The 22,906-nt window shown below is 60.7% G+C and carries 20 protein-coding genes; 9 read left to right on the top strand and 11 right to left on the bottom strand.

What is annotated here, in order from left to right:
• Positions 1-12: 12 nt before the first annotated feature.
• Positions 13-1,476 carry a serralysin family metalloprotease gene (locus ACSJLU_RS01060; protein WP_025304892.1) on the bottom strand — a complete coding sequence of 488 codons (1,464 nt, stop codon included), beginning with the start codon at positions 1,474-1,476 and terminating at the stop codon, positions 13-15.
• Positions 1,477-2,158: 682 nt separating this feature from the next.
• Between ACSJLU_RS01060 and ACSJLU_RS01055 the strand changes: the two genes are divergently transcribed.
• A complete protein-coding gene (locus ACSJLU_RS01055) occupies positions 2,159-4,477 on the top strand; it encodes a zinc/cadmium/mercury/lead-transporting ATPase (protein ID WP_148123039.1) in 2,319 nt (772 codons plus the stop codon).
• An 80-nt stretch (positions 4,478-4,557) separates the two neighbouring features.
• Here the strand turns inward: ACSJLU_RS01055 and tusA are convergent, their stop codons facing one another.
• The gene (tusA, locus tag ACSJLU_RS01050) at positions 4,558-4,803 is read right to left on the bottom strand and encodes a sulfurtransferase TusA (RefSeq protein WP_025304890.1); all 246 of its coding nucleotides are present in this window, start codon (positions 4,801-4,803) and stop codon (positions 4,558-4,560) included.
• A 219-nt stretch (positions 4,804-5,022) separates the two neighbouring features.
• Here tusA and ACSJLU_RS01045 point away from each other — a divergent pair, with 219 nt between their 5' ends.
• The 3 genes from ACSJLU_RS01045 (at position 5,023) to ACSJLU_RS01035 (ending at position 6,802) form a co-directional block, all read left to right on the top strand.
• Positions 5,023-5,682, top strand: a complete 660-nt coding sequence (locus ACSJLU_RS01045; RefSeq protein ID WP_025304889.1) for a 7-cyano-7-deazaguanine/7-aminomethyl-7-deazaguanine transporter — start codon at positions 5,023-5,025, stop codon at positions 5,680-5,682.
• 41 nt (positions 5,683-5,723) lie between these two features.
• Complete coding sequence (locus tag ACSJLU_RS01040; RefSeq protein WP_164100214.1) at positions 5,724-6,158, top strand: GNAT family N-acetyltransferase; 435 nt, start codon at positions 5,724-5,726, stop codon at positions 6,156-6,158.
• An 80-nt stretch (positions 6,159-6,238) separates the two neighbouring features.
• A complete protein-coding gene (locus ACSJLU_RS01035) occupies positions 6,239-6,802 on the top strand; it encodes a DcrB family lipoprotein (RefSeq protein WP_025304887.1) in 564 nt (187 codons plus the stop codon).
• 35 nt (positions 6,803-6,837) lie between these two features.
• Here ACSJLU_RS01035 and glpC read toward each other — a convergent pair whose 3' ends face one another.
• From glpC to glpA, 3 genes are read right to left on the bottom strand one after another with little or no spacing between them, the layout of a single operon-like run.
• Positions 6,838-8,037 carry an anaerobic glycerol-3-phosphate dehydrogenase subunit GlpC gene (glpC, locus tag ACSJLU_RS01030; protein WP_043142203.1) on the bottom strand — a complete coding sequence of 400 codons (1,200 nt, stop codon included), beginning with the start codon at positions 8,035-8,037 and terminating at the stop codon, positions 6,838-6,840.
• On the bottom strand, positions 8,034-9,302 hold the full coding sequence (gene glpB, locus ACSJLU_RS01025) for a glycerol-3-phosphate dehydrogenase subunit GlpB (protein ID WP_380827901.1): 1,269 nt from the start codon (positions 9,300-9,302) through the stop codon (positions 8,034-8,036). The genes glpC and glpB overlap by 4 nt, the downstream gene beginning before the upstream one ends.
• Positions 9,292-10,941, bottom strand: coding sequence for an anaerobic glycerol-3-phosphate dehydrogenase subunit A (glpA, locus tag ACSJLU_RS01020; protein ID WP_025304884.1), 1,650 nt, complete (start codon positions 10,939-10,941; stop codon positions 9,292-9,294). Before glpA ends, glpB begins: the two co-directional genes overlap by 11 nt.
• A gap of 364 nt (positions 10,942-11,305) precedes the next feature.
• On the opposite strand from glpA, the gene glpT reads away from it, so the two are divergent.
• Together glpT and glpQ are read left to right on the top strand one after the other, a co-directional pair.
• Positions 11,306-12,661, top strand: a complete 1,356-nt coding sequence (gene glpT / locus ACSJLU_RS01015) for a glycerol-3-phosphate transporter (protein WP_025304883.1) — start codon at positions 11,306-11,308, stop codon at positions 12,659-12,661.
• 82 nt (positions 12,662-12,743) lie between these two features.
• Positions 12,744-13,823 carry a glycerophosphodiester phosphodiesterase gene (gene glpQ / locus ACSJLU_RS01010; protein WP_025304882.1) on the top strand — a complete coding sequence of 360 codons (1,080 nt, stop codon included), beginning with the start codon at positions 12,744-12,746 and terminating at the stop codon, positions 13,821-13,823.
• Between the two features lie 54 nt (positions 13,824-13,877).
• Here the strand turns inward: glpQ and yigL are convergent, their stop codons facing one another.
• Together yigL and pldB are read right to left on the bottom strand one after the other, a co-directional pair.
• Positions 13,878-14,675: a sugar/pyridoxal phosphate phosphatase YigL gene (gene yigL, locus ACSJLU_RS01005; RefSeq protein ID WP_025304881.1), complete on the bottom strand. Its 798-nt coding sequence runs from the start codon at positions 14,673-14,675 to the stop codon at positions 13,878-13,880.
• Positions 14,676-14,679: 4 nt separating this feature from the next.
• Positions 14,680-15,723 carry a lysophospholipase L2 gene (gene pldB, locus ACSJLU_RS01000; RefSeq protein ID WP_342096809.1) on the bottom strand — a complete coding sequence of 348 codons (1,044 nt, stop codon included), beginning with the start codon at positions 15,721-15,723 and terminating at the stop codon, positions 14,680-14,682.
• Positions 15,724-15,870: 147 nt separating this feature from the next.
• On the opposite strand from pldB, the gene rhtB reads away from it, so the two are divergent.
• The gene (rhtB, locus tag ACSJLU_RS00995; protein WP_025304879.1) at positions 15,871-16,491 is read left to right on the top strand and encodes a homoserine/homoserine lactone efflux protein; all 621 of its coding nucleotides are present in this window, start codon (positions 15,871-15,873) and stop codon (positions 16,489-16,491) included.
• 48 nt (positions 16,492-16,539) lie between these two features.
• Here the strand turns inward: rhtB and rhtC are convergent, their stop codons facing one another.
• From rhtC to pldA, 3 genes are read right to left on the bottom strand one after another with little or no spacing between them, the layout of a single operon-like run.
• Positions 16,540-17,160, bottom strand: coding sequence for a threonine export protein RhtC (gene rhtC, locus ACSJLU_RS00990; protein WP_043142215.1), 621 nt, complete (start codon positions 17,158-17,160; stop codon positions 16,540-16,542).
• A gap of 12 nt (positions 17,161-17,172) precedes the next feature.
• On the bottom strand, positions 17,173-19,005 hold the full coding sequence (gene recQ / locus ACSJLU_RS00985) for an ATP-dependent DNA helicase RecQ (protein WP_025304878.1): 1,833 nt from the start codon (positions 19,003-19,005) through the stop codon (positions 17,173-17,175).
• 43 nt (positions 19,006-19,048) lie between these two features.
• Entirely contained in the window at positions 19,049-19,927 is an 879-nt protein-coding gene (gene pldA, locus ACSJLU_RS00980; protein WP_025304877.1) for a phospholipase A, read from the bottom strand.
• Between the two features lie 203 nt (positions 19,928-20,130).
• Here pldA and ACSJLU_RS00975 point away from each other — a divergent pair, with 203 nt between their 5' ends.
• Complete coding sequence (locus ACSJLU_RS00975; RefSeq protein ID WP_016929489.1) at positions 20,131-20,601, top strand: thioesterase family protein; 471 nt, start codon at positions 20,131-20,133, stop codon at positions 20,599-20,601.
• A gap of 66 nt (positions 20,602-20,667) precedes the next feature.
• Complete coding sequence (rarD, locus tag ACSJLU_RS00970; RefSeq protein ID WP_025304876.1) at positions 20,668-21,555, top strand: EamA family transporter RarD; 888 nt, start codon at positions 20,668-20,670, stop codon at positions 21,553-21,555.
• 16 nt (positions 21,556-21,571) lie between these two features.
• Here the strand turns inward: rarD and corA are convergent, their stop codons facing one another.
• Positions 21,572-22,522 (bottom strand): magnesium/cobalt transporter CorA, encoded by a 951-nt coding sequence (gene corA, locus ACSJLU_RS00965; RefSeq protein WP_004934262.1) that lies wholly within the window; start codon positions 22,520-22,522, stop codon positions 21,572-21,574.
• Positions 22,523-22,906 lie beyond the last annotated feature (384 nt).

Raw genomic sequence — 22,906 nt, 5'->3', positions numbered from 1 at the left:
TCCGTTGCTGCGTTACACGATAAAGTCAGTGGCGACGTCTACCTGACCGACGATTTTCACCAGGAAGTCCGGCGCCTGATGCCCCCCGATGTTCACCGACAAATCGGTCACGTTGTTGGACGCGTTGTAGCTCAGCAGCGCTTCACCGGCCGCGCCGCTGAAGTGATCGACGAAGTGAATGAAGTCGCTGCTCTGCGCCTCTTTGTTGAAGAACGACAGATCAATCTTGTCGATCCCTTTCTGGAAGTCGCGGATCCAGTCTGAAGCGCCCGGGGCGGAATCGCTGGCGGCAGAGAACACGAAGATGTCTTTACCGGCACCGCCCCACAGCTCATCCGCCCCGCCGCCGCCGAACAGCACGTCGTTACCCGCGCCGCCTTTCAGCACGTTATTGGCCGCGTTGCCGACGATCACGTCGTTGCCGGAACCGCCAATGGCGTTCTCAATGGTCACACCGGCGGCGATCGACACGTTGCCCTTCAGGCCGCCCACGTCGGAGAACGACTTCTCGTTCAGGTTGATGCGTTGGTTAGCGGTGTAACCGGAGAAATCGAAGGTATCGTTGCCGCCCGCATCCCAGGCCGCAAAGATCACTTTTTGCGAGTTGCTGGTGGTGCTGAGGAAGTCACGACCGGTGTTGGAGTTAAAGCCGTACACGGTGTCGCCGGTGCGGGTCGACAGGTTGGCGCCATACAGGTGCTGAATGGCGGCAATGTCATCCAGCAGCGGAGCCGCGGCGTAATGACCGCCGTTGTCGCCACCGGTATTGGTTTCACTCCAGTAGCTCATCAGGCTGAACTGACGAGTATCTTCCGCGTAAGTGACGTCGCGGTAGGTCGGGTTGCCTTCACCGGCGTTGTAATCGCCCGGGTGGCTCAGGCCCAGTGCATGGCCAATTTCATGGGTGAACGTCTGGCGGCCGTAGTCTTCGGTCGCCGGATGCTTGACGTTGGACTGATTGACGTTGTACCAGGTCTGGCCCCCCAGATCCTGGCCCTGCCAAATGGTGTTCGGCAGGAAGGCGTAGGCCTGGGTGCCGTAATCATAGTGGCCGGGGCGATCCTGGCTGTAGTTGCCGAAGGTGATATTGGCCTTTTGTCCGGCCGCCACTTCGGTGAAGGTGATATTGGCGACGTCGGCCCAGGACTGCAGCGACAGCTTAGCCTGCTGCTGCTGTTCCGCGCTGAACTTGCTCAGCCCGGTGTCGCCGGCGACGTTAGTGGAAGAGAACTTATAATCCGGGAAGGAGAAGGTTAATTTGATCGGCTGGCCAAATACCTTGTAACCGTTCCAGGTTTGGTTCTCGCGGGTAATAAACAGCCCAGCTTGCTCGTTAGAAAATGAATCCTTGCCATTAATCTGAATCCCGTTACCCCGCTCATGATAATGCAGCAGGTCGTCTACAGCATCGTAACCGGTTGTCGCGGCCGCGAGGCTGGATTCAGTAATTTCAATTGCCTTTTTAGTAGATTGCATTGGTTCGATTCCACTCATTACCTGATTGATATCAATCAGACAGATAGACATAACCTCCCCGTAAGCCACGGTTAATGAACCTCAAGCTTGCTGGAAGGGGCTTATGCGCCGTTACCGGCAGTGTGTTAGGTAGAATTAATGCATATATATCAGCAAATAAGATCACCATTAAAAATGGTAATCGATTCCAATTATAGGCAGGACCGTAAAACTGCACATAAAATAATCAACCATTTATTATCGCAACGAAAGTTTGTTATGCTGCTTTTTAGGCTTCTTTACAAAGCAAACGAAACTTGATGAGGATAAGTTGGCACCAAACTTCAATAGCAACGCGGCCTGCAGACTCAAGCGAATCATGCTGGCTTTACTTAGGGGGAAAGGTAAATTTTGCTAAAGCGTTATAGATTAATAACTCTTTATTATTAGGTCGGGCGATTTTTTAGTTTCTATAGGAATATTATTTTCTTATTTAAACTAACGGCAGCGAGCCTTTTCGCCCAAATAGGGGATAAGAAAAGCCGATATATTTAAATTCGCATTATTCATTATTGAATGAATCCCCCTTTTCTACGCCCGAACGCCGTTAGCAATAATTCTCATCCGGCGCTTGACTCTGGAGTGGACTCCAGGGTGTAGAGTCAGCTGAGCAAACCCGTTTAACAGCCCGAAGGGGGACGTTATGCACAATCAGCAAAACCATAATCATCAGGAACATCACCACGCCGAAGGCGGGTGCGGCTGCAACCACAGCCACAGCAAAACGCAGCATGGCTGCAGCAGTGAGCCGAAAAGCGCAGCCGTACAGGCCGAACACGCCCACCATCATCACGATCATGGCGATAGCGGCTGCTGCGCCAGCGCGCCCGACGATCCGGACGAGGAAAGCGACAGGCTGGCCGCCGCTCCCCCTTCCGGCAGCCAACGTTTCAGCTGGAAAGTCACCGGTATGGACTGCCCCAGCTGCGCCAAGAAAATCGAAAATGCCGTCACCGCGCTCCCCGGCGTTGACAGCGCACGCGTATTGTTCGCCACTGAAAAACTGGTGGTCGACGCACAGTCCGATCTCAGCCTGCGGATCCAGGACGCGGTCGCCCAGGCCGGTTTTACCCTGCTCGGCACTCAGACCGCCAAAGATGCCGCGCCAAAAGCCTCGCGCTTCGGCGAATTTGCGCCGCTGCTGTTGTTAACTACCCTGATGGTGGTCAGCTGGGTGCTGGATCGGATTAACCCGGAGCTGGGTCGCATCGCCTTTATCGCCACCACGCTGGTCGGGTTGGCGCCGGTCGCCGCCAAGGCGCTGCGTCTGATTCGCTCCGGCACGCCGTTCGCCATCGAAACGCTGATGAGCGTGGCGGCCATCGGCGCGCTGTTTATTGGCGCCACCGCCGAGGCGGCGATGGTGCTGCTGCTGTTTATGGTCGGCGAGCTGCTGGAATCCTACGCCGCCAACCGTGCGCGGCGCGGGGTGAAGGCGCTGATGGAGCTGGTGCCGGAAGATGCGCTGCTGCTGCAAGGCACGGAACGCAAACGCGTGCCGGTCGCCAGCCTGCGCCCTGGCGATGTGATTGAAATCGCGCCCGGCGGGCGCCTGCCGGCCGACGCCGAGCTGCTCAATCCGTTCGCCAGCTTTGACGAAAGCGCCCTGACCGGCGAATCGGTGCCGGTCGAGCGTCAACAAGGGGAAAAAGTGGCCGCCGGCAGCCTGTCCGTCGATCAGGCGGCACAGATGAAGGTGATTTCCGAGCCCGGCAAAAATGCCATCGACCGCATTTTGCAGCTTATTGAAGAGGCCGAAGAACGCCGCGCGCCGATCGAACGCTTCCTCGATCGCTTCAGCCGCTATTACACCCCAGCCATCATGCTGCTGGCCGTCGCGGTGATCCTGGTACCGCCACTGCTGTTCTCGCAGCCGTGGGAGACCTGGATCTATCGCGGCCTGACGCTGCTGCTGATCGGCTGTCCATGCGCGCTGGTGATCTCGACGCCGGCGGCCATCACATCCGGGCTGGCGGCCGCCACGCGGCGCGGCGCGCTGATTAAAGGCGGCGCGGCGCTGGAGCAACTGGGCCAGATTCAAACCATCGCCTTCGATAAAACCGGCACCCTGACCGAAGGCAAGCCGACGGTCACCGACGTGCTGCCCATCGGCGCGCTGACCGAACAACGGCTGTTGCAGCTTGCCGCCGCGGTAGAGGCCGGTTCACATCACCCGCTGGCGCAAGCGATCATCAACCGCGCCGCCGCAAGCGGGGCTGAGCTGCCGCTGGCGCAGGCGCGCCGCGCGCTGGCCGGCGTCGGTGTGGAAGGGATCGTGGACGGCAAGACCGTGCTGATCAGTGCGCCGGGCAAGCTGGCGCCGGGCCTGCTCGCCACACAATGGCAGAGCCAGGTAGACAAGCTGGAAAACGCCGGTAAAACGGCGGTGGTGGTGCTGGAAGACGGCGCGCCCATCGGCTTGCTGGCGCTGCGTGATACGCTACGCAGCGACGCCAAACAGGCGATAGCCGAACTGAACGCGCTGGGTATTCGCGGCGTGATGCTGACCGGGGATAACCCGCGCGCCGCCGCAGCGATCGCCGGCGAGCTGGGCCTCGACTATCGTGCCGGTCTGTTGCCGGAAGATAAGGTCAGCGCGGTCACCGAACTGAGCGAACTGCGCCCGACGGCGATGATCGGCGACGGCATCAACGACGCCCCGGCGATGAAAGCCTCCAACATCGGCATCGCCATGGGCAGCGGCACCGACGTGGCGCTGGAGACCGCCGACGCCGCCCTGACCCACAACCGACTGGTGGGCGTCGCGGAAATGATCCGCATCTCGCGCGCCACCCACGCCAATATCCGGCAAAACATCACCATCGCGCTGGGGTTGAAAGGGGTCTTCCTGATCACCAGCCTGCTGGGGTTAACCGGGCTGTGGCTGGCGGTGCTGGCCGACTCCGGCGCCACCGCGCTGGTCACCGCCAACGCGCTGCGGCTGTTGAGAAAGCGCAGCTAAGCTCTGAAACAAACACGGGCGCGGCATACCGCGCCCGTTGTCATTTGGGGGAAGGAACTTTTAACTCGGCCGCGCCGCCGTTATACGCCTTTACGCAGCAGATAACGGTATGGCGCCTGCTCGGTCTCCTGCGCCACCAGCGTATGCTCCATAAAGCGGCAGAACCCCGGGATATCGCGGGTGGTAGCCGGATCGTCGGCAATAATCAGCAGCGTTTCGCCGTTGTCCATATGGCGCACGGTTTTACGCACCATCATCACCGGTTCTGGGCAACGCAGCCCCAGCGCGTCGAGCGTCTGGTCTGCCTGGGCAAATAAGTCAGTCATGCAATTTTTCTCGTTCAAAACGATCGGCGAACGCTCGCCGCATCTCATTAGCGCCTAGTTTACGCCGGTAGTTTTTCTGCGCAAGATGCGTTAACGTTTGCGTTAAATTTAACCATTGCATTGGTTGCGCAAACGCGTATCATGCCGCCGCGCAGCGTTTTTTGCTGTTTTGACAAGACACACTGGGTTCCCTCACCCCACTGCTAAAAAGGCTACAACATGTATTCGTTTACCGCACAGCAGCGCTTCACGGCGTTGGTCTGGCTTTCGCTGTTTCATATCGCCATCATTACCTCCAGCAACTACCTGGTGCAGCTGCCGATCACCGTTTTCGGCTTCCATACCACCTGGGGCGCCTTTACCTTCCCGTTTATCTTCCTGGCGACCGATCTGACCGTGCGCATCTTCGGCGCGCCGCTGGCGCGACGTATTATCCTGGCGGTGATGGTGCCGGCGCTGTTCATCTCTTATGTGATCTCCACCGTCACCTATCAGGGAGAATGGCAGGGCTTCGCGGCGCTGAGCAGTTTTAACCTGTTCGTGGCGCGCATCGCCGTGGCCAGCTTTATGGCCTATGTGCTCGGCCAGATCCTCGACGTACACGTGTTTAACCGTCTGCGCCAACGCAGCGCCTGGTGGGTGGCGCCGGCGGCGGCGATGTTCCTCGGCAACATCAGCGATACGCTGGCGTTCTTCTTCATCGCCTTCTACAAGAGCAGCGATCCGTTCATGGCCAACAACTGGGTGGAGATTGCGCTGGTGGATTACAGCTTCAAGGTGATGATCTGCCTGCTGTTCTTCTTGCCGATGTACGGCGTGTTGCTGAACATGCTGCTCAAACGCATCGCGGCGCGCAGCGGCAGCCTGCAGCCGAGCTGAGCCATGCTATTCTGGGCGGCCCTATTCTTTGGAGGCCGCTCATGATCCCCATCGTCCGCACCGCCACGCTCGAAGAAATCCACCGCCTTTACCAACGCATCCCCGAATTCGGCGGCCTGCATAGCCTGGCCGATCTGCAGCGGCGTATCGGCACCGCCCCCGCCAGCCTGTTGATCGCCGAGATAGACGGGCAGCCGGCCGGTTTCAAACTCGGTTATCAACGGCAGGAAACGGTGTTTTACAGCTGGCTGGGTGGCGTGCTGCCGGCATTCCGTCGCCACGGCGTGGCGCAGGCCTTGTTGGCCGAACAGGAACGCTGGGCTCGGGCGCAGGGCTATCGCCAACTGACGGTCAAAACCCGTAACCGGTTCCGCGCCATGCTGACGATGCTGCTCACCCACCACTATCAGATTGTTCAACTGGAAAAGAAAGGCGAAGTGGCTGATTATCGGCTATTACTGGAAAAAAACTTGTGACAACATCTGCCTTGCATTTCAACCTGGAATAGGTTGCGATACGACAGTAAATCCCTACCGGAAAGGAAGAAGGAAGCCCGATGCGTAAAGTAGCGAAATTGATGGGTATCAGCCTGCTGGCGCTTGGCCTCGCGGCCTGCGACGGCAACACCAAAGACACCAAGGCAGCGCCAGACGGCGCGGCAGCCAGCGCGCCGGCCGGGCAGCAGGTGAGCCTGCTGGACGGTAAACTGGCGTTCACCCTGCCGGTCGGCATGGCGGATCAGAGCGGCAAGCTGGGCAACCAGGCCAACAACATGCATGTTTACGCAGACAGCACCGGCCAGCGCGCGGTGATCGTCATCTTGGGCGACAAGACCGCCGACAGCCTGGAGACCCTGGCCAAGCGCCTGGAGAATACCCAGCGCGCGCGTGACGCCAACCTGCAGGTGATCACCAACAAGGCGCTCGACGTCAACGGCGTGCCGCTGCGTCAGCTGGACAGCATCATCACCAGCGGCGGTGAAAAGGCTTATTCTTCCGTCCTGATCGGTTCGCTGAACAACAACATGCTGACCATCCAGGTAACGCTGCCGGCGGACAATCAGCAGCAGGCGCAGACCGAAGCCGAAGGCATCATCTCCACCCTGAAGCTGAAGCAGTAATCCCACAGAGGGCCGGTTTGCCGGCCCTTTCGTTTTTATACCAGCGCCTGCGCCAGCAGGGTGATCGGATGTTCGCAGCGCTTGCTGGTGGACATTTCTATCTGCCATTTGCAGGTTTCGCAGTCGGTCACCACCAGATCCACTCCGCTCTCTTCTATCTGCCGGAACAGCGGCGCGCCGATGCCTTGCGACGTGGCATAGTTCTCCGATTTGAACCCGTAAGTGCCGGCGATGCCGCAGCACTGCGAATCCAGCACCACCAGCTCCAGCCCCGGTATCTGCCGCAGCAGCTCCAGGGTGTAGGCGGTCCAGCCCATCTTCTCCATATGGCAAGGCGTGTGATAAGCCACCCGTAGCGGCGTGCGCTTGAGCGGCAGGCTGCGCCCCTGATTGATCAGGCGATAGAGATAGCGCGTCGCCAGCTCCACCCGATCGCGCACCGCAGTGGTGTCTACGTCCAGCAGATGAGGGTATTCGTCACGCAGGGTGAAGGTGCAGCTCGATGAGGTCGCCACCACCGGAATGCCGCGCTCCAGCACCGTTTCCTGCAGCGATTCGGCATTGACCCTGGCCTGCTTTTTAGCCTGCTCGATAAACCCGTTGGCGATCAGCGGCACGCCGCAGCATTTCTCGCGTTTCAGCAGTTGCACGCCGATATCCAGCGCGTTGAACACCCGGACCAAATCCTTGCCCAGCTGCGGGTGGTTATAGTTGACGAAGCAACCGTGGAAGAATGCCACCTGCTCGGCGTAACGCTGCTGAGCCTGCGCCTGTTGCCGGTACCAGCGGCGGAAGGTGCCGAAGGAATATTTCGGCAGTTCGCGCCGGTGATCGATCTTCAGCGCCTTGTCCAGCAGCTTGCGCACCGGTTTCAACCCGGTGGCGGCGTTGACGATCGGCGCAAACGGCGTCGACAGCGATCCCATGATATCGGTATGGCTGAGGATGGCATCGCGCAGCGTCGGCTTGCTCTGGGCGAAATCGGCGCGGGCGCGCTGAATGATGTCGCCGATTTTGACGTCGGACGGGCAGGCCACTTCACAACGCTTGCAGTTGGTGCAGTATTTCAGCGCTTCGTCGTACAGCGCCGGGTCTTTCAGCCGCAGCCGCTCGCCGTCCGGCCCCGCCTGTTTCGGCCCCGGGTAGAGCGGGTTCACTTTGGCGACCGGGCAGTAAGTGGTGCAGACGGTGCATTTGATGCAGCTTTCAAAGCTGTGGTCCCGATGCAGGCTCATACGTTCTCCTCCGCGGCGATCTGCTGCGCGACGTGCAGCGCGCCGATCAATGACACGCCGGCGCCGCAGCCCTGCTGCAGCGGATCGTAGCCACCGGCGACCGCGCCGATGGCGTACAGGTTGTCGAACGGCACTCCCTGCTTCATCGCCCGCAGCCTGCCGTCGGTACGCACGCCGAACTGCAGGTAAGGCTGCGGCGCGAACAGCTCGCGTCGGCTCCAGTCGGCGCGATCCGCCCGGCTGTGTACGTCCAGCCCAAAGATCGGCTCACGCACCCGGTCGAAATCGGCCACCAGCCCATTGCTGAAGAAGCTGCCGCTGGCCAGCACCACCTGCTGCGCTCGCAGCGGAATATCGCCGTGGTTGCGGGTGTACAAACCGGTGATGCGGCCGGCCTCGCTCTCGGCGCGCAGCACGCTGTCGCCGGGCATGAAAATGCCGCCCAGCTGCTGAAAACGCCGCCGCAGCGCCTGATGCAAGCGCATGCCGGGCACCGAAGGCGGCAACGTCGGCAGCAGTCGGATCGGTTTGCCGACCGCATCCTGCAACACCGCCAGCGACGCATCGTCCTCCAGGCCCAGACAGGCCGGCAGGAAGAGCGCCTCGGCCTCGCCCGCCAGCCGCCGCAGCTCTTCGGCCATCGGCGGCAGGCTTTCCATCAAATCCAGTACCCGGGCGATGTTCACCGCGCGGAACTCACTGGGGTTATTGCGCAATCTGTCCAGCGCCGGCATGTGCAGATAGGCCACGTCCGTCTGCACGCCGAGCTCGCGGCTCAGGGAATCGGCGGCCATCTGCGGCTGGAAGTCGAGGAACCCTTCGATGCCGATCACCGCGATGCGCCGCCACGGCAGTTGGCCGGTCAGCGGCAGCGTCGGGATCGCCTGCGGGCTGAGCCAGGTGGCGCGGCGCGTGCCCAGCGGCGTAATGCGCAGATGGTTATTGGTTCCCTCCCCCTGCAGGTTCAACCCGCAGCGCTCCAGCAGCCGCTGTGCGGCAGCGGACAGCGCCGCCACCCGGCCGGGCCCGATCAGGGCATACGGATGCTGCGGCGCCTGCTGCGCCAGCTGCGACAACGCCGCCAGCGGCATCTCGACCGGCGTGCCGTCCGGCAATCTCGCCAACAGGTCGAGCGAGCCGGAGGAGAAGTAGAGCGCGCTCTGGCCAGAACTGACCACCGCGCAGCGCTTGCCCTGTTCGGCCACGGCAATGGCGCAGCTCAGGCCCGCCAGACCGCCGCCAATCACCACGACGTCAAATCGCATCATCTGCCTCCTGCTCCTGGTCGGCCTGGGCTTCAAGCCCGCATAATCCCTGGTAAACCCAGCTGGTAAATTCGCTCTCGCGCAGCGCATCGCCCCAGGCGATCGGCCGTACGCCTTTCCAGCGTTCGTTGAGGAACTGCGACAGCTGCGCGATGGATTGCTGCGGCGTGCTGACGTTAAAGCGCGTCAGCAGCCCGGCGGCGCGGCAGGCGCAGAGTTCGCCCTGGCAGGTGCCCATGCCGACGCGGGTGCGGCGGCGCAGATCCACCAGGTTATTGACGGTCAGCGAATTGACCGCATAACGCACTTCCCCGGCGGTCACCGCCTCGCATTCGCACACCAGGCTGGTGTCGAGCCGATCGGCCGCCGGCACCTGGCTGGCGCGATCGCCGTGGCGGTAAATCGCCGAACCACGGATGCTGGCGGGCAGTGAAACCACGCTGCGCACCGTTTCCTCCGCCGACTGGCGGGATCCGGGCAACGCGTCCTGCGCGGTGGTGCACGGACGGTTTACGCCAAGCTTTTCGCACACCTTGTCGGTGGCCCACTCCGCCATCAGGCGGTAGGTCATCAGCTTGCCGCCGGTGATGGTGATAAACCCTTCCAGCCCGTCGCGGGCGGCGTGATCGAGCAGCACGATGCCGCGGCTGACGTTGCGCCCGCTGGGATCGTCGTCGCTGGCGACCAGCGGCCGCACCCCGGCATAGGCGCGCAGAATACGGGTCTGCGCCAGGGTGGGCGCCAACAGCGCCCCCTCGCGGATCAGAATGTCCACCTCCTGCGGGGTCACCAGCATGTTGTCAATTTGGTCGTAGTCGATATGGGTCGAGGTGGTGCCGATCAGCGAGATGGTGTCGCCCGGCACCAGGATGTCGGCGTCCGCCGGTTTGCGGCAGCGGTTGATCACCATGTTGTTGATGCGATGGCCGAGGATCAGCAGCGCTCCCTTGGCCGGGAACATGCGAATGCGTAAATCGGCATATTCGGCGATCTGCTGGCCCCAGATACCGGCGGCGTTGACCACCACAGACGCGTGCAGCTCATAGCGCCGCTGATTCTGATGGTCGTAAACGCGCACGCCCGTTACCCGATCGCCGCTGCGCAACAATCCCACCACCTGGTGGTAGGTCAGGATCTGCGCACCGTGCTCGCGCGCGTCCAACATGTTGGCGGCGGTCAGCCGGAAGGGATCGACGGTGCCGTCCGGTACGCGCACCGCGCCGATCAGCGCCGGGTTAGCCGCCGGCTCCAGCCGCAGCGCCAGCTGCGGGTCGATCGCTTCGGCGTCGATATCGGCCTGGCGACAGGCCGCGATAAACTGCTGCTGATAGTCCAGCGAGTCTTGCGGCAAGGTGATGAACAGCCCGTCGGTGCGCTCGATACAGTGATGCGCGATGCGTTTCAGGATGCGGTTTTCTTCGATGCACTCGCGCGCCGACTCGCCGTCGGTCACCGCATAGCGCGCGCCGCTGTGCAATAAACCGTGGTTGCGGCCGGTGGCGCCGGTGGCGATGTCGTGGCGCTCCAGCAAAATGCATCGCAGGCCGCGCCGCGCACAGTCGCGGGCAATGCCTGCGCCGGTGGCGCCGCCGCCGATGATGATCACATCCGTTTCGCCGCCGTCAAAATAGCTGCTCATGTCGCTCCCTCAGGATCGGTAGTTATGAGCCTATTGAGCCACGGTTATTGGGGTCTTTGTTTGATAAGGAACAATAACGAACATAAAACGAAATAAAAATGACCACAAAAAACCATCAATGTGATCATAATCACGATTTTTGGACGTTTTTCTATTTCATAACGTTAACGAATCGCTCAAAATCCGCCGTGGTTTCATGAAAGTGTAACAATTGCGCCATTCGTCACAGCGACACCAGGCGTATTTGATGACAATGGCGCTCGTTATGGAACACAAAAACACCACATTCGATATCCGCTCAATCATCAAATGAACGTAAAAGGTCATATTGATGTGATAACAGATAAAGCCATCGGAGGCGCTCATGTTGAGTATTTTTAAGCCAGCCGCACACATCGCCCGTGTGCCGAGCGATAAGGTAGATCCGCTCTACCGTAAGCTGCGCTGGCAAATTTTCCTGGGGATCTTCTTCGGTTACGCCGCCTACTATCTGGTGCGTAAGAACTTCACCCTGGCCATGCCTTACCTGATCGAACAAGGCTTCAGCCGCGGCGACCTCGGCTTCGCGCTGTCGGGCATCTCTATCGCCTACGGCTTCTCCAAATTCATCATGGGTTCGGTCTCTGACCGTTCCAACCCGCGGGTGTTCCTGCCTGCCGGCCTGATCCTGGCGGCGGCGGTGATGTTGTTCATGGGCTTCGTACCGTGGGCAACTTCCAGCATCGCGGTGATGTTCGTTCTGCTGTTCCTGTGCGGCTGGTTCCAGGGCATGGGTTGGCCGCCGTGCGGCCGCACCATGGTGCACTGGTGGTCGCAGAAAGAACGCGGTGGCATCGTCTCCATCTGGAACTGCGCCCACAACGTGGGTGGCGGCCTGCCGCCGCTGCTGTTCCTGCTGGGCATGGCCTGGTTCAACGACTGGCACGCGGCGCTGTACATGCCGGCCTTCGGCGCCATCCTGGTGGCCCTGATCGCTTTCGCCCTGATGCGCGATACCCCGCAATCCTGCGGCCTGCCGCCGATTGAAGAGTACAAAAACGACTACCCGGACGACTACAGCGAAAAAGACGAAGAAGAGCTGACCGCCAAGCAGATCTTCATGCAGTACATCCTGCCGAACAAGCTGTTATGGTACATCGCTGTCGCCAACGTGTTCGTCTACCTGCTGCGTTACGGCATTCTGGACTGGTCACCGACCTACCTGAAAGAAGTGAAGCACTTCGCGCTGGACAAGTCTTCCTGGGCCTACTTCCTGTATGAATACGCCGGTATCCCGGGCACCCTGCTGTGCGGCTGGATGTCGGACAAAGTGTTCAAAGGCAACCGCGGCGCCACCGGCGTGTTCTTCATGACGCTGGTGACCATCGCCACCGTGGTGTTCTGGATGAACCCGGCCGGTAACCCGACCGTGGACATGATCTGTATGCTGGTCATCGGCTTCCTGATCTACGGCCCGGTGATGCTGATCGGCCTGCACGCGCTGGAGCTGGCGCCGAAGAAAGCCGCCGGCACCGCCGCGGGCTTCACCGGCCTGTTCGGCTACCTGGGCGGCTCGGTTGCGGCCAGCGCCATCGTCGGTTACACCGTAGACTTCTTCGGTTGGGACGGCGGCTTCATGGTGATGATCGGCGGCGGCGTGCTGGCGGTTATCCTGCTGCTGCTGACCATGCTGAACGAGAAGAAACACCACGCGGAAATCGCTGCCGGCAAGCGCGGCTAACCGTCACACGACTTTTGCATGATTTAAAGGCCGCCCTGCGGCCTTTTTACTACCCTGCCCCCAACAACACGGAGAAAACGGAATGCGGACTCAAGTCAAAGCCCTGCTGACAGGGATCATTCTCGCCACCTCAATGGTCAGCGCCGCCCAGGCGGCGGACAAAGTGGTGATCGCCCACCGCGGCGCCAGCGGCTACCTGCCGGAACACACTCTGCCGGCGAAGGCAATGGCCTACGCGCAGGGCGCCGATTACCTCGAACAAGATCTGGTGATGACCAAGGACAACGAGCTGGTGGTGCTGCACGACCATTACCTCGATCGCGTCACCGACGTCGCCGAACGTTTCCCGAACCGCGCACGCAAAGACGGCCGTTATTACGCCATCGACTTTACGCTGGCGGAGATCAAATCGCTGAAGTTCACCGAAGGCTTTGACATCGAAAACGGCAAGAAGGTACAGGGCTACCCTGGCCGCTTCCCGATGGGCAAATCCGACTTCCGCGTCCACACCTTCCAGGAAGAGATCGAGTTCGTGCAGGGTCTGAACCATTCGACCGGCAAAAACATCGGCATCTATCCTGAAATCAAAGCGCCTTGGTTCCACAAGCAGGAAGGCAAAGACATCTCCAGCAAAGTGCTGGCGGTGCTCAAGCAGTACGGCTACACCGGCAAGAACGACAACGTCTACCTGCAGTGCTTCGACGCCAACGAGCTCAAGCGCATCAAGAACGAGCTGGAGCCGAAGCTGGGCATGGATCTGAAGCTGGTGCAGCTGATCGCCTATAACGACTGGCAGGAAACCTACGAGCAGAAAGCCGACGGCAAGTGGGTAGAATACGACTACGACTGGATGTTCAAACCGGGTGCGATGAAGAAAATCGCTCAGTATGCCGACGGTATCGGGCCGGACTACCACATGCTGGTGGTGGCGGATCAATCCAAGCCGGGCCACATCGTGCTGACCGACATGGTGAAAGAAGCGCACGCCAGCAAGCTGGCGGTGCATCCGTTCACCATCCGCGCCGATGCGCTGCCGAAGTACGTGACCGACGTGAACCAACTGTATGACGTGATTTACAACCAGGCCGGCGTCGACGGCGTGTTCACCGACTTCCCGGACAAGGGCGTGCAGTTCCTGCAGAAGCAGGGCCAGCACAAGTAATGCCAAGGGCGCCGCAAGGCGCCCTTGTTATTTCAGAGAAACGGCCTGGTTATTTCAGAGGAACATCTTGCGCAGGTAGTGCGGCACCGCGTTATCGACATTGGAGCCGATCACTTCCAGCTCCGGCAGCATATCCTTCAGGCGCTGATGCGCGTCGCGCATGATGCAGCCCTTGCCGGCCATCGACAGCATCTCCAGATCGTTCATACCGTCGCCGAAGGCGATGCACTCTTGCAGCGTATAGCCGATGATCTTGGCCACTTCTTCCAGCGCATGCCCTTTCGACACGCCGCCCGCCATCACTTCCAGACAGGTCGGGAACGAGAAGCTGACGTTGACCCGATCGCCCCAGCGCGCGTTGATGGCGTCTTCCACCTGCAGCAACCGCTCATGATCTTCACAGGTAAAGTAAACCTTGCAGACGCCGTCGGTTTCCAGCAGGCCCGGCTCAAACAGCTGATATTTGAATACCGACTCCTGGAAGAACTCTTCCTGCTCCGGGCTTTCGCGGTTGATGAACCAGTCATCGTTACGGTAGACGTTGGTGGTGATCTCCGGATCGTCGTGCAGCATGCCGTACAGATCGCGGGCGATATCCTCGTCCAGGTTGTGGCTGAAGATCAGCTCGCCGGCCGTGTTGTGCACCCGCGCGCCGTTGGAGGTGATCATAAAGGCGCTGATCTCCAGACTGTCGCGGATCTGCGCCACGTCGATGTGGTGGCGGCCGGTGGCGAACACGAAATGCACGCCGCGCTGGGTCAGCAACTTCAGCGTTTCTTTGGCGTACGGCGACAGGGTATGGTCGGGAGACAGCAGCGTGCCATCTAAATCGGAAGCGACGACGTGATACATAGCGTTATGTTCTAACCTCTGATGGAGTTGTCGGCGGCAGCGCGCCACCTAAGTGTTGAGCAAAGAAGCGCAGGATTGCGTTCAGTGCTTCGGCGCGCATCGCGTCCCGCTCGAACAGGATCTCATGGCGTGCGCCGTTGATAACCAGCGGGAGCCCCCCTTCGCAAGGGCGCCCCGCGTCTGACAGAGCCTGACAAAAAGCCTGGTGCGAACGGTTGTCAACCACCCGTTCCTCACCGGCTTGCAAAAGCAACAGCGGCGTTGTTATCTCCCCGGCCTGCGCGATAATCTGCCGGCCGGCGCGGATGCTCTCCCGCACCCAATGGTAGGTCGGTCCGCCCACCTGCAGCTCGGGGTAATCGGCGTAATAGCGCAGGCTACGCCGGTAGCGTTCGCGGCTGTGGGTCAACACGTTGACCACATAAGGCAGCGGCCGCCACTGGCCGGTGCCCACCGCGTAGTAGTCGCGGATCGCCGGACGGGTCTTCGCCCAGTCGAGGATGCGGTCGGCCAGCCAGCCCGGCATCGGCAACTGGATGCCGAACATCGGCGCGCAAAACGCCGCCGCATCGAACGCCTGCGGCCGGCGTTGCAGGAACTGCGCCAGGATCGCGCCGCCCATCGAATGCGCCAGCGCGAAGCGCTGCCGGTAACCGCGCGACTCGACTTCGCGCTGCCAAAGCTGCTCGAAATCGTCCACGTAGTCGGCGAAGTTTACCACATGACCGCGGTGCGTATCCGCCAGTAAACGCCCGGAACGCCCTTGGCCGCGATGATCGACGATCACCACGTCGTAACCGCAGTGGAACAGATCGTAGGCCACCTCGGGGTATTTCACGTAGCTTTCGATGCGGCCGGGGCTGACCACCACCACGCGCTGATGCCGCGCGGAACTGAAACGCACAAAGCGGATCGGCACGCCGTCCACGCCGCTGAACTCGCCTTCTTCGCGCTGCCGCCAGAAATCCAGCAGCGGCCCGGTGGCGAAGGCAGCGAACTGCGTTTCACGCGTTAACCAGTCATCGGAGCTGAGAGTGAACGAGGTCATCGAGAGCGTTTTCCCTGTGGGGCCGGCGGAAAATGTGACCGCTGGCACAAGAAATCATACTAGCGTATTGTGATTCAATTCTGACAAAAAACGGCGCCGCCTCGGCGCATTGTGGCACAAAACGACACTTTCAGGGAGCCGAGAACCATGACCTTGGACTGGTGGTTAACCTACCTGCTGACCACGCTTATCCTTAGCCTGTCCCCTGGATCCGGCGCCATCAACACCATGAGCACCGGCATCAGCCACGGCTATCGCGGCGCCGCCGCGTCAATCGCCGGGCTGCAGGTCGGGTTGAGCGCGCACATCGTGCTGGTGGGCATCGGCCTCGGCGCGCTGATATCGCAATCGCTGCTGGCGTTCGAGCTGCTGAAATGGCTGGGCGCCGCCTACCTGGTGTGGCTCGGCATCCAACAATGGCGCGCCGCCGGCGCGCTGGATCTGCATGCGCTGGCGGGCAGCATGCCGCGCCGCCGCCTGTTCCGCCGCGCGGTGCTGGTCAACCTGACCAACCCGAAAAGCATCGTGTTCCTCGCCGCGCTGTTCCCGCAGTTCATCTTGCCCAATCAACCGCAGGCCGAGCAGTACCTGGTGCTCGGCGTCACCACCGTGGTGGTGGATATTCTGGTGATGATCGGTTACGCCACCCTGGCGACGCGCATCGCCGGCTGGCTGAGAACGCCGCGCCAGATGCAGCTGCTTAACCGGGTGTTCGGTTCGCTGTTCATTCTGGTGGCGGGGCTGCTGGCGACCGCCCGCAAAGCCTGACAAAAAAGGCCGGGCATCGCTGCTCGGCCTTGGGCATCTCACCGCCGGTCAGCGGGTAAAGATCAGGTGTAACCCGAAGCCGGTAAACAACACGCCCGCTACCCCGTCTATCCACTTGGCCAACCGCTGATAGCCGCGGCGCATCGCCGGCAGCGCAAACACCACCGCCACCAGGCTGAACCAGACGAAGGTCTCGGCAACGATCAGCAAGAATAGCCCCCAGCGCGCGCCGGCGCCGACGCTGTCGCCGACGAACAGCGAGAACACGCTGCCGAAATAGATCACCGCTTTCGGGTTGGACAAATTGGTCAGGAAGCCGCGAATAAAGCTGCGCCCGGCCTTCGGCAACGCCACCTGGGCCTCCGCCGCCGGCTGCGCTCGTTGCGCCCGCGCGGAACGCAGCAGCTGCCACCCCATCCAGCACAGGTAAATGCCGCCGCCGACCATGATGATCTGATGCAACCAGGCCATCTTCTGCAGGATCAGATGCAGCCCCATCAACGCCACGCCGGCCCATACCACGATGCCGAGCGAAATGCCGACCACGCCCATCATCGCCTCACGGCGCGAGCGGCTGGCGGCGGTTTGCGACACAAAAAAGAAGTCCGGCCCCGGGCTCATCAGCGCAATCAGATGCACCAGCGCCACGGTGAGAAACAGCATCAGCATGATTTATCGCCCTCAGTCTTCATCATTGTCGAGATGGTCGCGGATCATCGCCATAAAGGGCGCGCCGAAACGCTCCAGTTTGCGCTGGCCGACGCCGTTGACGCTCAGCAGATCGCCGGCCTTGATCGGCATCTGTTCGGCCATTTCCAGCAGCGTGGCGTCGTTGAACACCACGTAAGGCGGGATGTTTTCTTCGTCGGCGATCGATTTGCGCAGTTTGCGCAGCTTGGCGAACAGCTTGCGATCGTAATTGCCGCCGTAGGATTTCTGGTTGGCGCTGCTGCGCGACTTCAGGCTCTGAATACGCGGCACCGCCAGCTGCAGCGCCACCTCGCCGCGCAACACCGGACGCGCCGCCTCGGTCAATTGTAGCGCCGAGTGCATGGCGATGTTTTGGGTGATAAAGCCCAGATGGATCAGCTGACGCAGCACGCTGGTCCAGTGTTCGGTGGTTTGATCGCGGCCGATGCCGTACACCGGCAGCTTGTCGTGACCGTATTCACGAATGCGTTGGTTGTTGGAGCCGCGCAGCACTTCCACGATGTACCCGAGGCCAAAGCGCTGGCCGACGCGGTACACGCAGGACAGCGCCTTGCGCGCGTCCTCCAGCCCGTCGTAGCGCTTGGGCGGATCGAGGCAGATGTCGCAGTTGCCGCAGTTCTCGTGCTTGCCTTCGCCGAAGTAGTTGAGCAACACCAGGCGGCGGCAGGTTTGCGCCTCGGCGAACGCGCCCATGGCGTTCAGCTTGTGGCGTTCGATGTCCAGCTGCTGCCCGGCGGGTTTCTCCTCCAGGCAGCGGCGCAGCCAGGCCATGTCGGCCGGATCGTACAGCAGGATGGCTTCGGCCGGCAGGCCGTCACGCCCGGCTCGGCCGGTCTCCTGATAATAGGATTCGATATTGCGCGGGATGTCGAAATGCACCACGAAGCGCACGTTGGGTTTGTTGATGCCCATGCCGAAGGCGACGGTGGCCACCACCACCTGCAGATCGTCGCGCTGGAACGCTTCCTGCACCTGCGCGCGGCGATCGTTGTCCAGCCCGGCGTGGTAGGCACCGACGCTCAGCCCGCGGCTTTGCAGGCGCGCAGCGGTGTCTTCCACCTTGGCGCGGCTGTTGCAATAAATAATGCCGCTCTTACCGCGCTGATCCTGCACGAAGCGCCACAGCTGGTCGAGCGGTTTGAATTTTTCCACCAGCGTGTAGCGGATGTTCGGCCGGTCGAAGCTGCTGACCTGCACCAGCGGATCCTGCAGCGACAGCAGACGCACGATATCGCCGCGGGTGGACTCGTCGGCGGTGGCGGTCAACGCGATCACCGGCATCGACGGGAAGCGCTGTTTCAGTTGGCCCAGCGCGCGATATTCCGGCCGGAAGTCATGGCCCCACTGCGAGATGCAGTGCGCCTCATCCACCGCCAGCATTGCCGGCGGGCAGTGGTCGAGCAGGTTGAGGAAGCTTTCCATCATCAGCCGTTCCGGCGCGATGTACAGCATCTTGATGTTACCGTTGCGGCAGCCGGCCATAACGTCCAGCTGCTCCTCGCGGGTTTGCGTCGAGTTATAGCAGGCGGCGGAAACGCCGTAGGCCAACAGTTGGTCGACCTGGTCCTTCATCAGCGAGATCAGTGGGGAAACGACCAGCGTCAGGCCGTCCATCACCAGCGCCGGGATTTGGTAGCACAACGACTTGCCGCCGCCGGTCGGCATCACCACCAGGCAATCCTGCCCGCCGATCGCGGCGTTGATAATCGTTTGCTGCCCCGGACGGAATTGCTGGTAGCCAAAGGTATCGCGCAATACCTGCTCGGCCAGCAACTCTCTGTTAATCACTGCTGCGGTTGACACACACTTCCCCATTTTTTCATCGGTACACACCCAGCGGGTATGATTACATAATATCGTTCAGCATGACACCAACGCCCACCCGTGTCTGCCGGAAGTTATAGTCGATCAGCGATTCGCCGTAGCCGCTGAATACCTGGGTATAGAAACGCACGTTGCGGGTGATCGGATAGCTCCAGCCCAGCTCCGCGCCGCCGTAGCCGCTGTTCCAGTTATAGTGGCTGTCGACGCTGAACACGCTGTCGCCCCAGGCGTAACCGACCTTCAACCGGTAGTATCCCATGTATTTGGTGATGTCCGGGTTGTCGTCGTTGCTCGAGCTCTCCGAGAAGCGGAACCAGGGCTTGAGATCCACCTGCCAGTTGCCGTTTTGCGCCATCAGCCGCGCATAGCCGCGATTCCAGCTGCGCGACGTCGGATCCGAGCGGCCGTTAGACTGATGGTTAACGCCGATTTCAACATCGCGCAGCGTCCAACCGGCAAAACGGTAATCGGTCGCCCACCCCACGAACAGCTGCGGCTCGTAGTTGGTTTCGCGGAACGGCGAAGACTCGCCGCGGTTGGACAATTGCCACCAGGAGCGCTGAGTATAAGACGCGCCGAGCACCGAGTTGTCGCCGGCAATGCCCCGCCACAGCGGAAACGCCAGGCTAAGTTGGTATTTCACCTCGTCCTTGCGCGCCTTGTCGCCCCAGTTGTACGTCTTGATGGCCTCTTTGTTGATATCACTGGTGTCGGTGTACAGCAGATAATTGGGATCGTAAGGATACAGCGTGAACGGATTCTCGTGCTCCTGCAGCAGGTTGGCGATAATGCTGCCGCGCACCGCCGGCTTATCGTGAATCTGCTGCTCTTTGGCTTCCTCAGCCAATGCCAGCGCCGGCATCAGCAGCGTGGCGGAAACGATCCCTGACAAAATGCGCATAACCTCTCCTCACTCCAACGAAAAAGGGCAAGCCCGGAAAAAATCAGGCCATTTTACACACAAAGGGCGTTTTACCGCAGCGCAGGCCGGTTTTATTGGAATAGTCTGGAAAGCAACAAAGGTTAAGCATAAAATCAACATCTCATTAACCTGGACTGACCAGTTAGCTCCCTTAAAACGCAAAAGAAAAATGGAAACCCGCTATGTCGACCACACCACTGACCCTGGAAGCCGCCCGCCGCAAGATCGGCGAAATCTTTGTCTACCACATGCCGTTCAACCGCGAGCTTGGCCTGGAGCTGCGCCGCTTCGACGATGACTACGTCGAGCTGAGCTTCACCAACCAGCGCAAGCTGGTAGGCAACGCCGCACAGGAAATTCTGCACGGCGGCGTGATCGCCGCGGTGCTCGACGTCGCCGCCGGGCTGGCTTGCGCCGGCGGCGTGCTGACGCGCCTGGAGCCGCTGATCGAAGAAGAGATCGCCGCCAAACTGTCGCGCATGGGCACCATCGATCTGCGCGTCGACTATCTGCGCCCCGGCCGCGGTGAACACTTCGTCGCCTCCGCCAGCGTGCTGCGCAGCGGCAACAAGGTCGCCGTGGCGCGCGTAGAACTGCATAACCACGACGGCCTGCATATCGCGACCGCCACCGCCACCTATCTGGTCGGCTGATGATTGTGTGCGGTGAGCGTCTTCAGTACACTCACCGCATCTTAAGTTCCCCACCAGAGTGACGTCATGGACGCAAAGCAAACGCGTCAGGGCATTTTCTTCGCCCTAGCCGCCTATTTTATGTGGGGCATTGCCCCGGCCTATTTCAAACTGATCCAGCAAGTGTCCGCGGACGAGATCCTCACCCACCGGATCATCTGGTCGTTTTTCTTCATGCTGGCGCTTATCACGCTGGGCCGCAACTGGCCTAAAGTGCGCGCCGCCTGCCAAAACCGCAAACGACTGCTGCTGCTGGCGGTCACCGCGCTGTTGATCGGCGGCAACTGGCTGCTGTTCATCTGGGCGGTGAACAATCACCATATGCTGGAAGCCAGCCTGGGCTACTTCATCAACCCGCTGGTTAACGTGCTGCTGGGGATGCTGTTTCTCGGCGAGCGCTTTCGTCGCATGCAGTGGGTGGCGGTGGCGCTAGCATTCACCGGGGTGCTGGTGCAGCTCTGGCAGTTCGGCTCGTTGCCGATCATCGGTCTGGGGCTGGCGTTCAGCTTCGCTTTCTACGGCCTGCTGCGCAAGAAAATCGCCATCGACGCCCAGACCGGCATGCTGATTGAGACGCTATGGCTGCTGCCGGTGGCGGCCGCCTATCTGTTCCTGTTCGCCGACAGCCCCACCAGCCACCTGAGCGCCAACCCGTGGTCGCTGAACCTGCTGCTGGTCGCCGCCGGCATCGTCACCACCGTACCGCTGCTGTGCTTCACCGCGGCGGCTACCCGGCTGCGCCTGTCGACGCTCGGTTTCTTCCAGTATCTCGGCCCGACGCTGATGTTCCTGCTGGCGGTCACCTTCTACGGTGAGACCATCGGCCAGGACAAGCTGGTGACCTTCGGCTTTATCTGGGCGGCGCTGATCCTGTTCACCCTCGACGCGCTCTACACACAACGCAAGCTGCGCTAAGCCCGGCGCCGCCGGGTTACAGCCAGTTTTTGCGCTTGAAGTACAGGTAAGGGGCCAGGCCGGCCAGGATCATCAGCGTGATGGCGCCCGGGTAGCCGAACGACCATTTCAGTTCCGGCATGAATTCGAAGTTCATGCCGTAGCTGGAGGCCACCAGCGTAGGCGGCAGGAATACCACCGACACCACCGAGAAGATCTTGATGATGCGGTTCTGTTCGATATTGATGAAGCCCATCGCCGCCTGCATCAGGAAGTTCACCTTCTGGAACAGCGATTCGTTGTGCGGCAGCAGGGATTCGATGTCGCGCAGCACTTCACGCGCCTGCTCCAACTGGCCGGTCGGCAAACGCGCCTTGCGCACCAGGAAGTTGAGCGCGCGCTGGGTATCCATCAGACACAAACGCACCTTCCAGCCGATATCTTCCAGCTCCGCCAGCGTCGACAGCGCGGCGTCGTATTCGTCGCCCTGATGCCCTTCCATGATCACCCGGCTGAGCTGTTCCAGATCGCTGTAGATGTTCTCTATCTCGTCCGCCAGCTGTTCAATCTTGGTTTCGAACAAATCCAGCAGCAGTTCGTAGGCGTTGCCTTCGAGCATGGTCTGGTTGCGGGCGCGCATGCGGTACAGGCGAAACGCCGGCAGTTCACGCTCGCGCAGGGTATACAGGCGGCCGTCGCGGATGGTGAAGGCTACCGTGGAGTTGCCGGCGTGATCTTCCGCATCTTCGAAGTAGAAGAAGGAGTGGATATGCAGACCGTCTTCGTCTTCGAAGAAACGGGCGGAGGCTTCGATATCGTCCAGTTCGGGACGCGTCGCCAGGCTTTGTCCCAGCTCATTCTGCACGCGCTCACGCTCGCCCTCTTCCGGCTCGACCAGATCAACCCACAGCGATGACGTGAGATCATCCGAGTCGTCCAGTTCCAGACGGGACAAGCGGCGGTTATCTAATTTAAAAGCGCTCAGCATGTGCCAAAACTCCGTGAAGGTAACGGGTGCGGACAACGCGTTGAAGCACAGAAACAGAGGGGATGCGTATCACCGATTGTTTCAGACCATGAAGAGATCTGACTCATAGCGACACTTTGCGGGGTCGCCGACAACCACGAAGGCTATCAGCAAAAACGGAGAGCCTTAGAAGTTATACCTGCGGCGCAGGATCAGTGAGCCAGTATCTACTGGGTGTGTCCAAGGCGTCTGTCCTCAATGATAATAGTGCGCGCATGTTACGCCGAGAAGAAAAAGCCTGTCAACACGTTAGGCGGGATAATTGCGCAACAAATCATCACGATGATCAATGGCAGAAATGACGCTTAAACCGTACTGAAAAAGTCGCGACGATCGCTTACCGCC

It is taken from the genome of Serratia bockelmannii (assembly GCF_051803255.1).
In the GTDB taxonomy this organism is placed as follows: Bacteria; Pseudomonadota; Gammaproteobacteria; order Enterobacterales; family Enterobacteriaceae; genus Serratia; species Serratia bockelmannii.
Note: the sequence above shows the minus strand (reverse complement) of the source record. Positions and strands in the feature narration are given on the sequence as shown.

Excerpts from the sequence above, each read along its gene's own strand:
- ACSJLU_RS01060 (WP_025304892.1), bottom strand. The coding sequence starts at position 1,476 with ATGCAATCTACTAAAAAGGCAATTGAAATTACTGAATCCAGCCTCGCG.
- ACSJLU_RS01055 (WP_148123039.1), top strand. The coding sequence starts at position 2,159 with ATGCACAATCAGCAAAACCATAATCATCAGGAACATCACCACGCCGAA.
- tusA (WP_025304890.1), bottom strand. The coding sequence starts at position 4,803 with ATGACTGACTTATTTGCCCAGGCAGACCAGACGCTCGACGCGCTGGGG.
- ACSJLU_RS01045 (WP_025304889.1), top strand. The coding sequence starts at position 5,023 with ATGTATTCGTTTACCGCACAGCAGCGCTTCACGGCGTTGGTCTGGCTT.
- ACSJLU_RS01040 (WP_164100214.1), top strand. The coding sequence starts at position 5,724 with ATGATCCCCATCGTCCGCACCGCCACGCTCGAAGAAATCCACCGCCTT.
- ACSJLU_RS01035 (WP_025304887.1), top strand. The coding sequence starts at position 6,239 with ATGCGTAAAGTAGCGAAATTGATGGGTATCAGCCTGCTGGCGCTTGGC.
- glpC (WP_043142203.1), bottom strand. The coding sequence starts at position 8,037 with ATGAGCCTGCATCGGGACCACAGCTTTGAAAGCTGCATCAAATGCACC.
- glpB (WP_380827901.1), bottom strand. The coding sequence starts at position 9,302 with ATGCGATTTGACGTCGTGGTGATTGGCGGCGGTCTGGCGGGCCTGAGC.
- glpA (WP_025304884.1), bottom strand. The coding sequence starts at position 10,941 with ATGAGCAGCTATTTTGACGGCGGCGAAACGGATGTGATCATCATCGGC.
- glpT (WP_025304883.1), top strand. The coding sequence starts at position 11,306 with ATGTTGAGTATTTTTAAGCCAGCCGCACACATCGCCCGTGTGCCGAGC.
- glpQ (WP_025304882.1), top strand. The coding sequence starts at position 12,744 with ATGCGGACTCAAGTCAAAGCCCTGCTGACAGGGATCATTCTCGCCACC.
- yigL (WP_025304881.1), bottom strand. The coding sequence starts at position 14,675 with ATGTATCACGTCGTCGCTTCCGATTTAGATGGCACGCTGCTGTCTCCC.
- pldB (WP_342096809.1), bottom strand. The coding sequence starts at position 15,723 with ATGACCTCGTTCACTCTCAGCTCCGATGACTGGTTAACGCGTGAAACG.
- rhtB (WP_025304879.1), top strand. The coding sequence starts at position 15,871 with ATGACCTTGGACTGGTGGTTAACCTACCTGCTGACCACGCTTATCCTT.
- rhtC (WP_043142215.1), bottom strand. The coding sequence starts at position 17,160 with ATGCTGATGCTGTTTCTCACCGTGGCGCTGGTGCATCTGATTGCGCTG.
- pldA (WP_025304877.1), bottom strand. The coding sequence starts at position 19,927 with ATGCGCATTTTGTCAGGGATCGTTTCCGCCACGCTGCTGATGCCGGCG.
- ACSJLU_RS00975 (WP_016929489.1), top strand. The coding sequence starts at position 20,131 with ATGTCGACCACACCACTGACCCTGGAAGCCGCCCGCCGCAAGATCGGC.
- rarD (WP_025304876.1), top strand. The coding sequence starts at position 20,668 with ATGGACGCAAAGCAAACGCGTCAGGGCATTTTCTTCGCCCTAGCCGCC.
- corA (WP_004934262.1), bottom strand. The coding sequence starts at position 22,522 with ATGCTGAGCGCTTTTAAATTAGATAACCGCCGCTTGTCCCGTCTGGAA.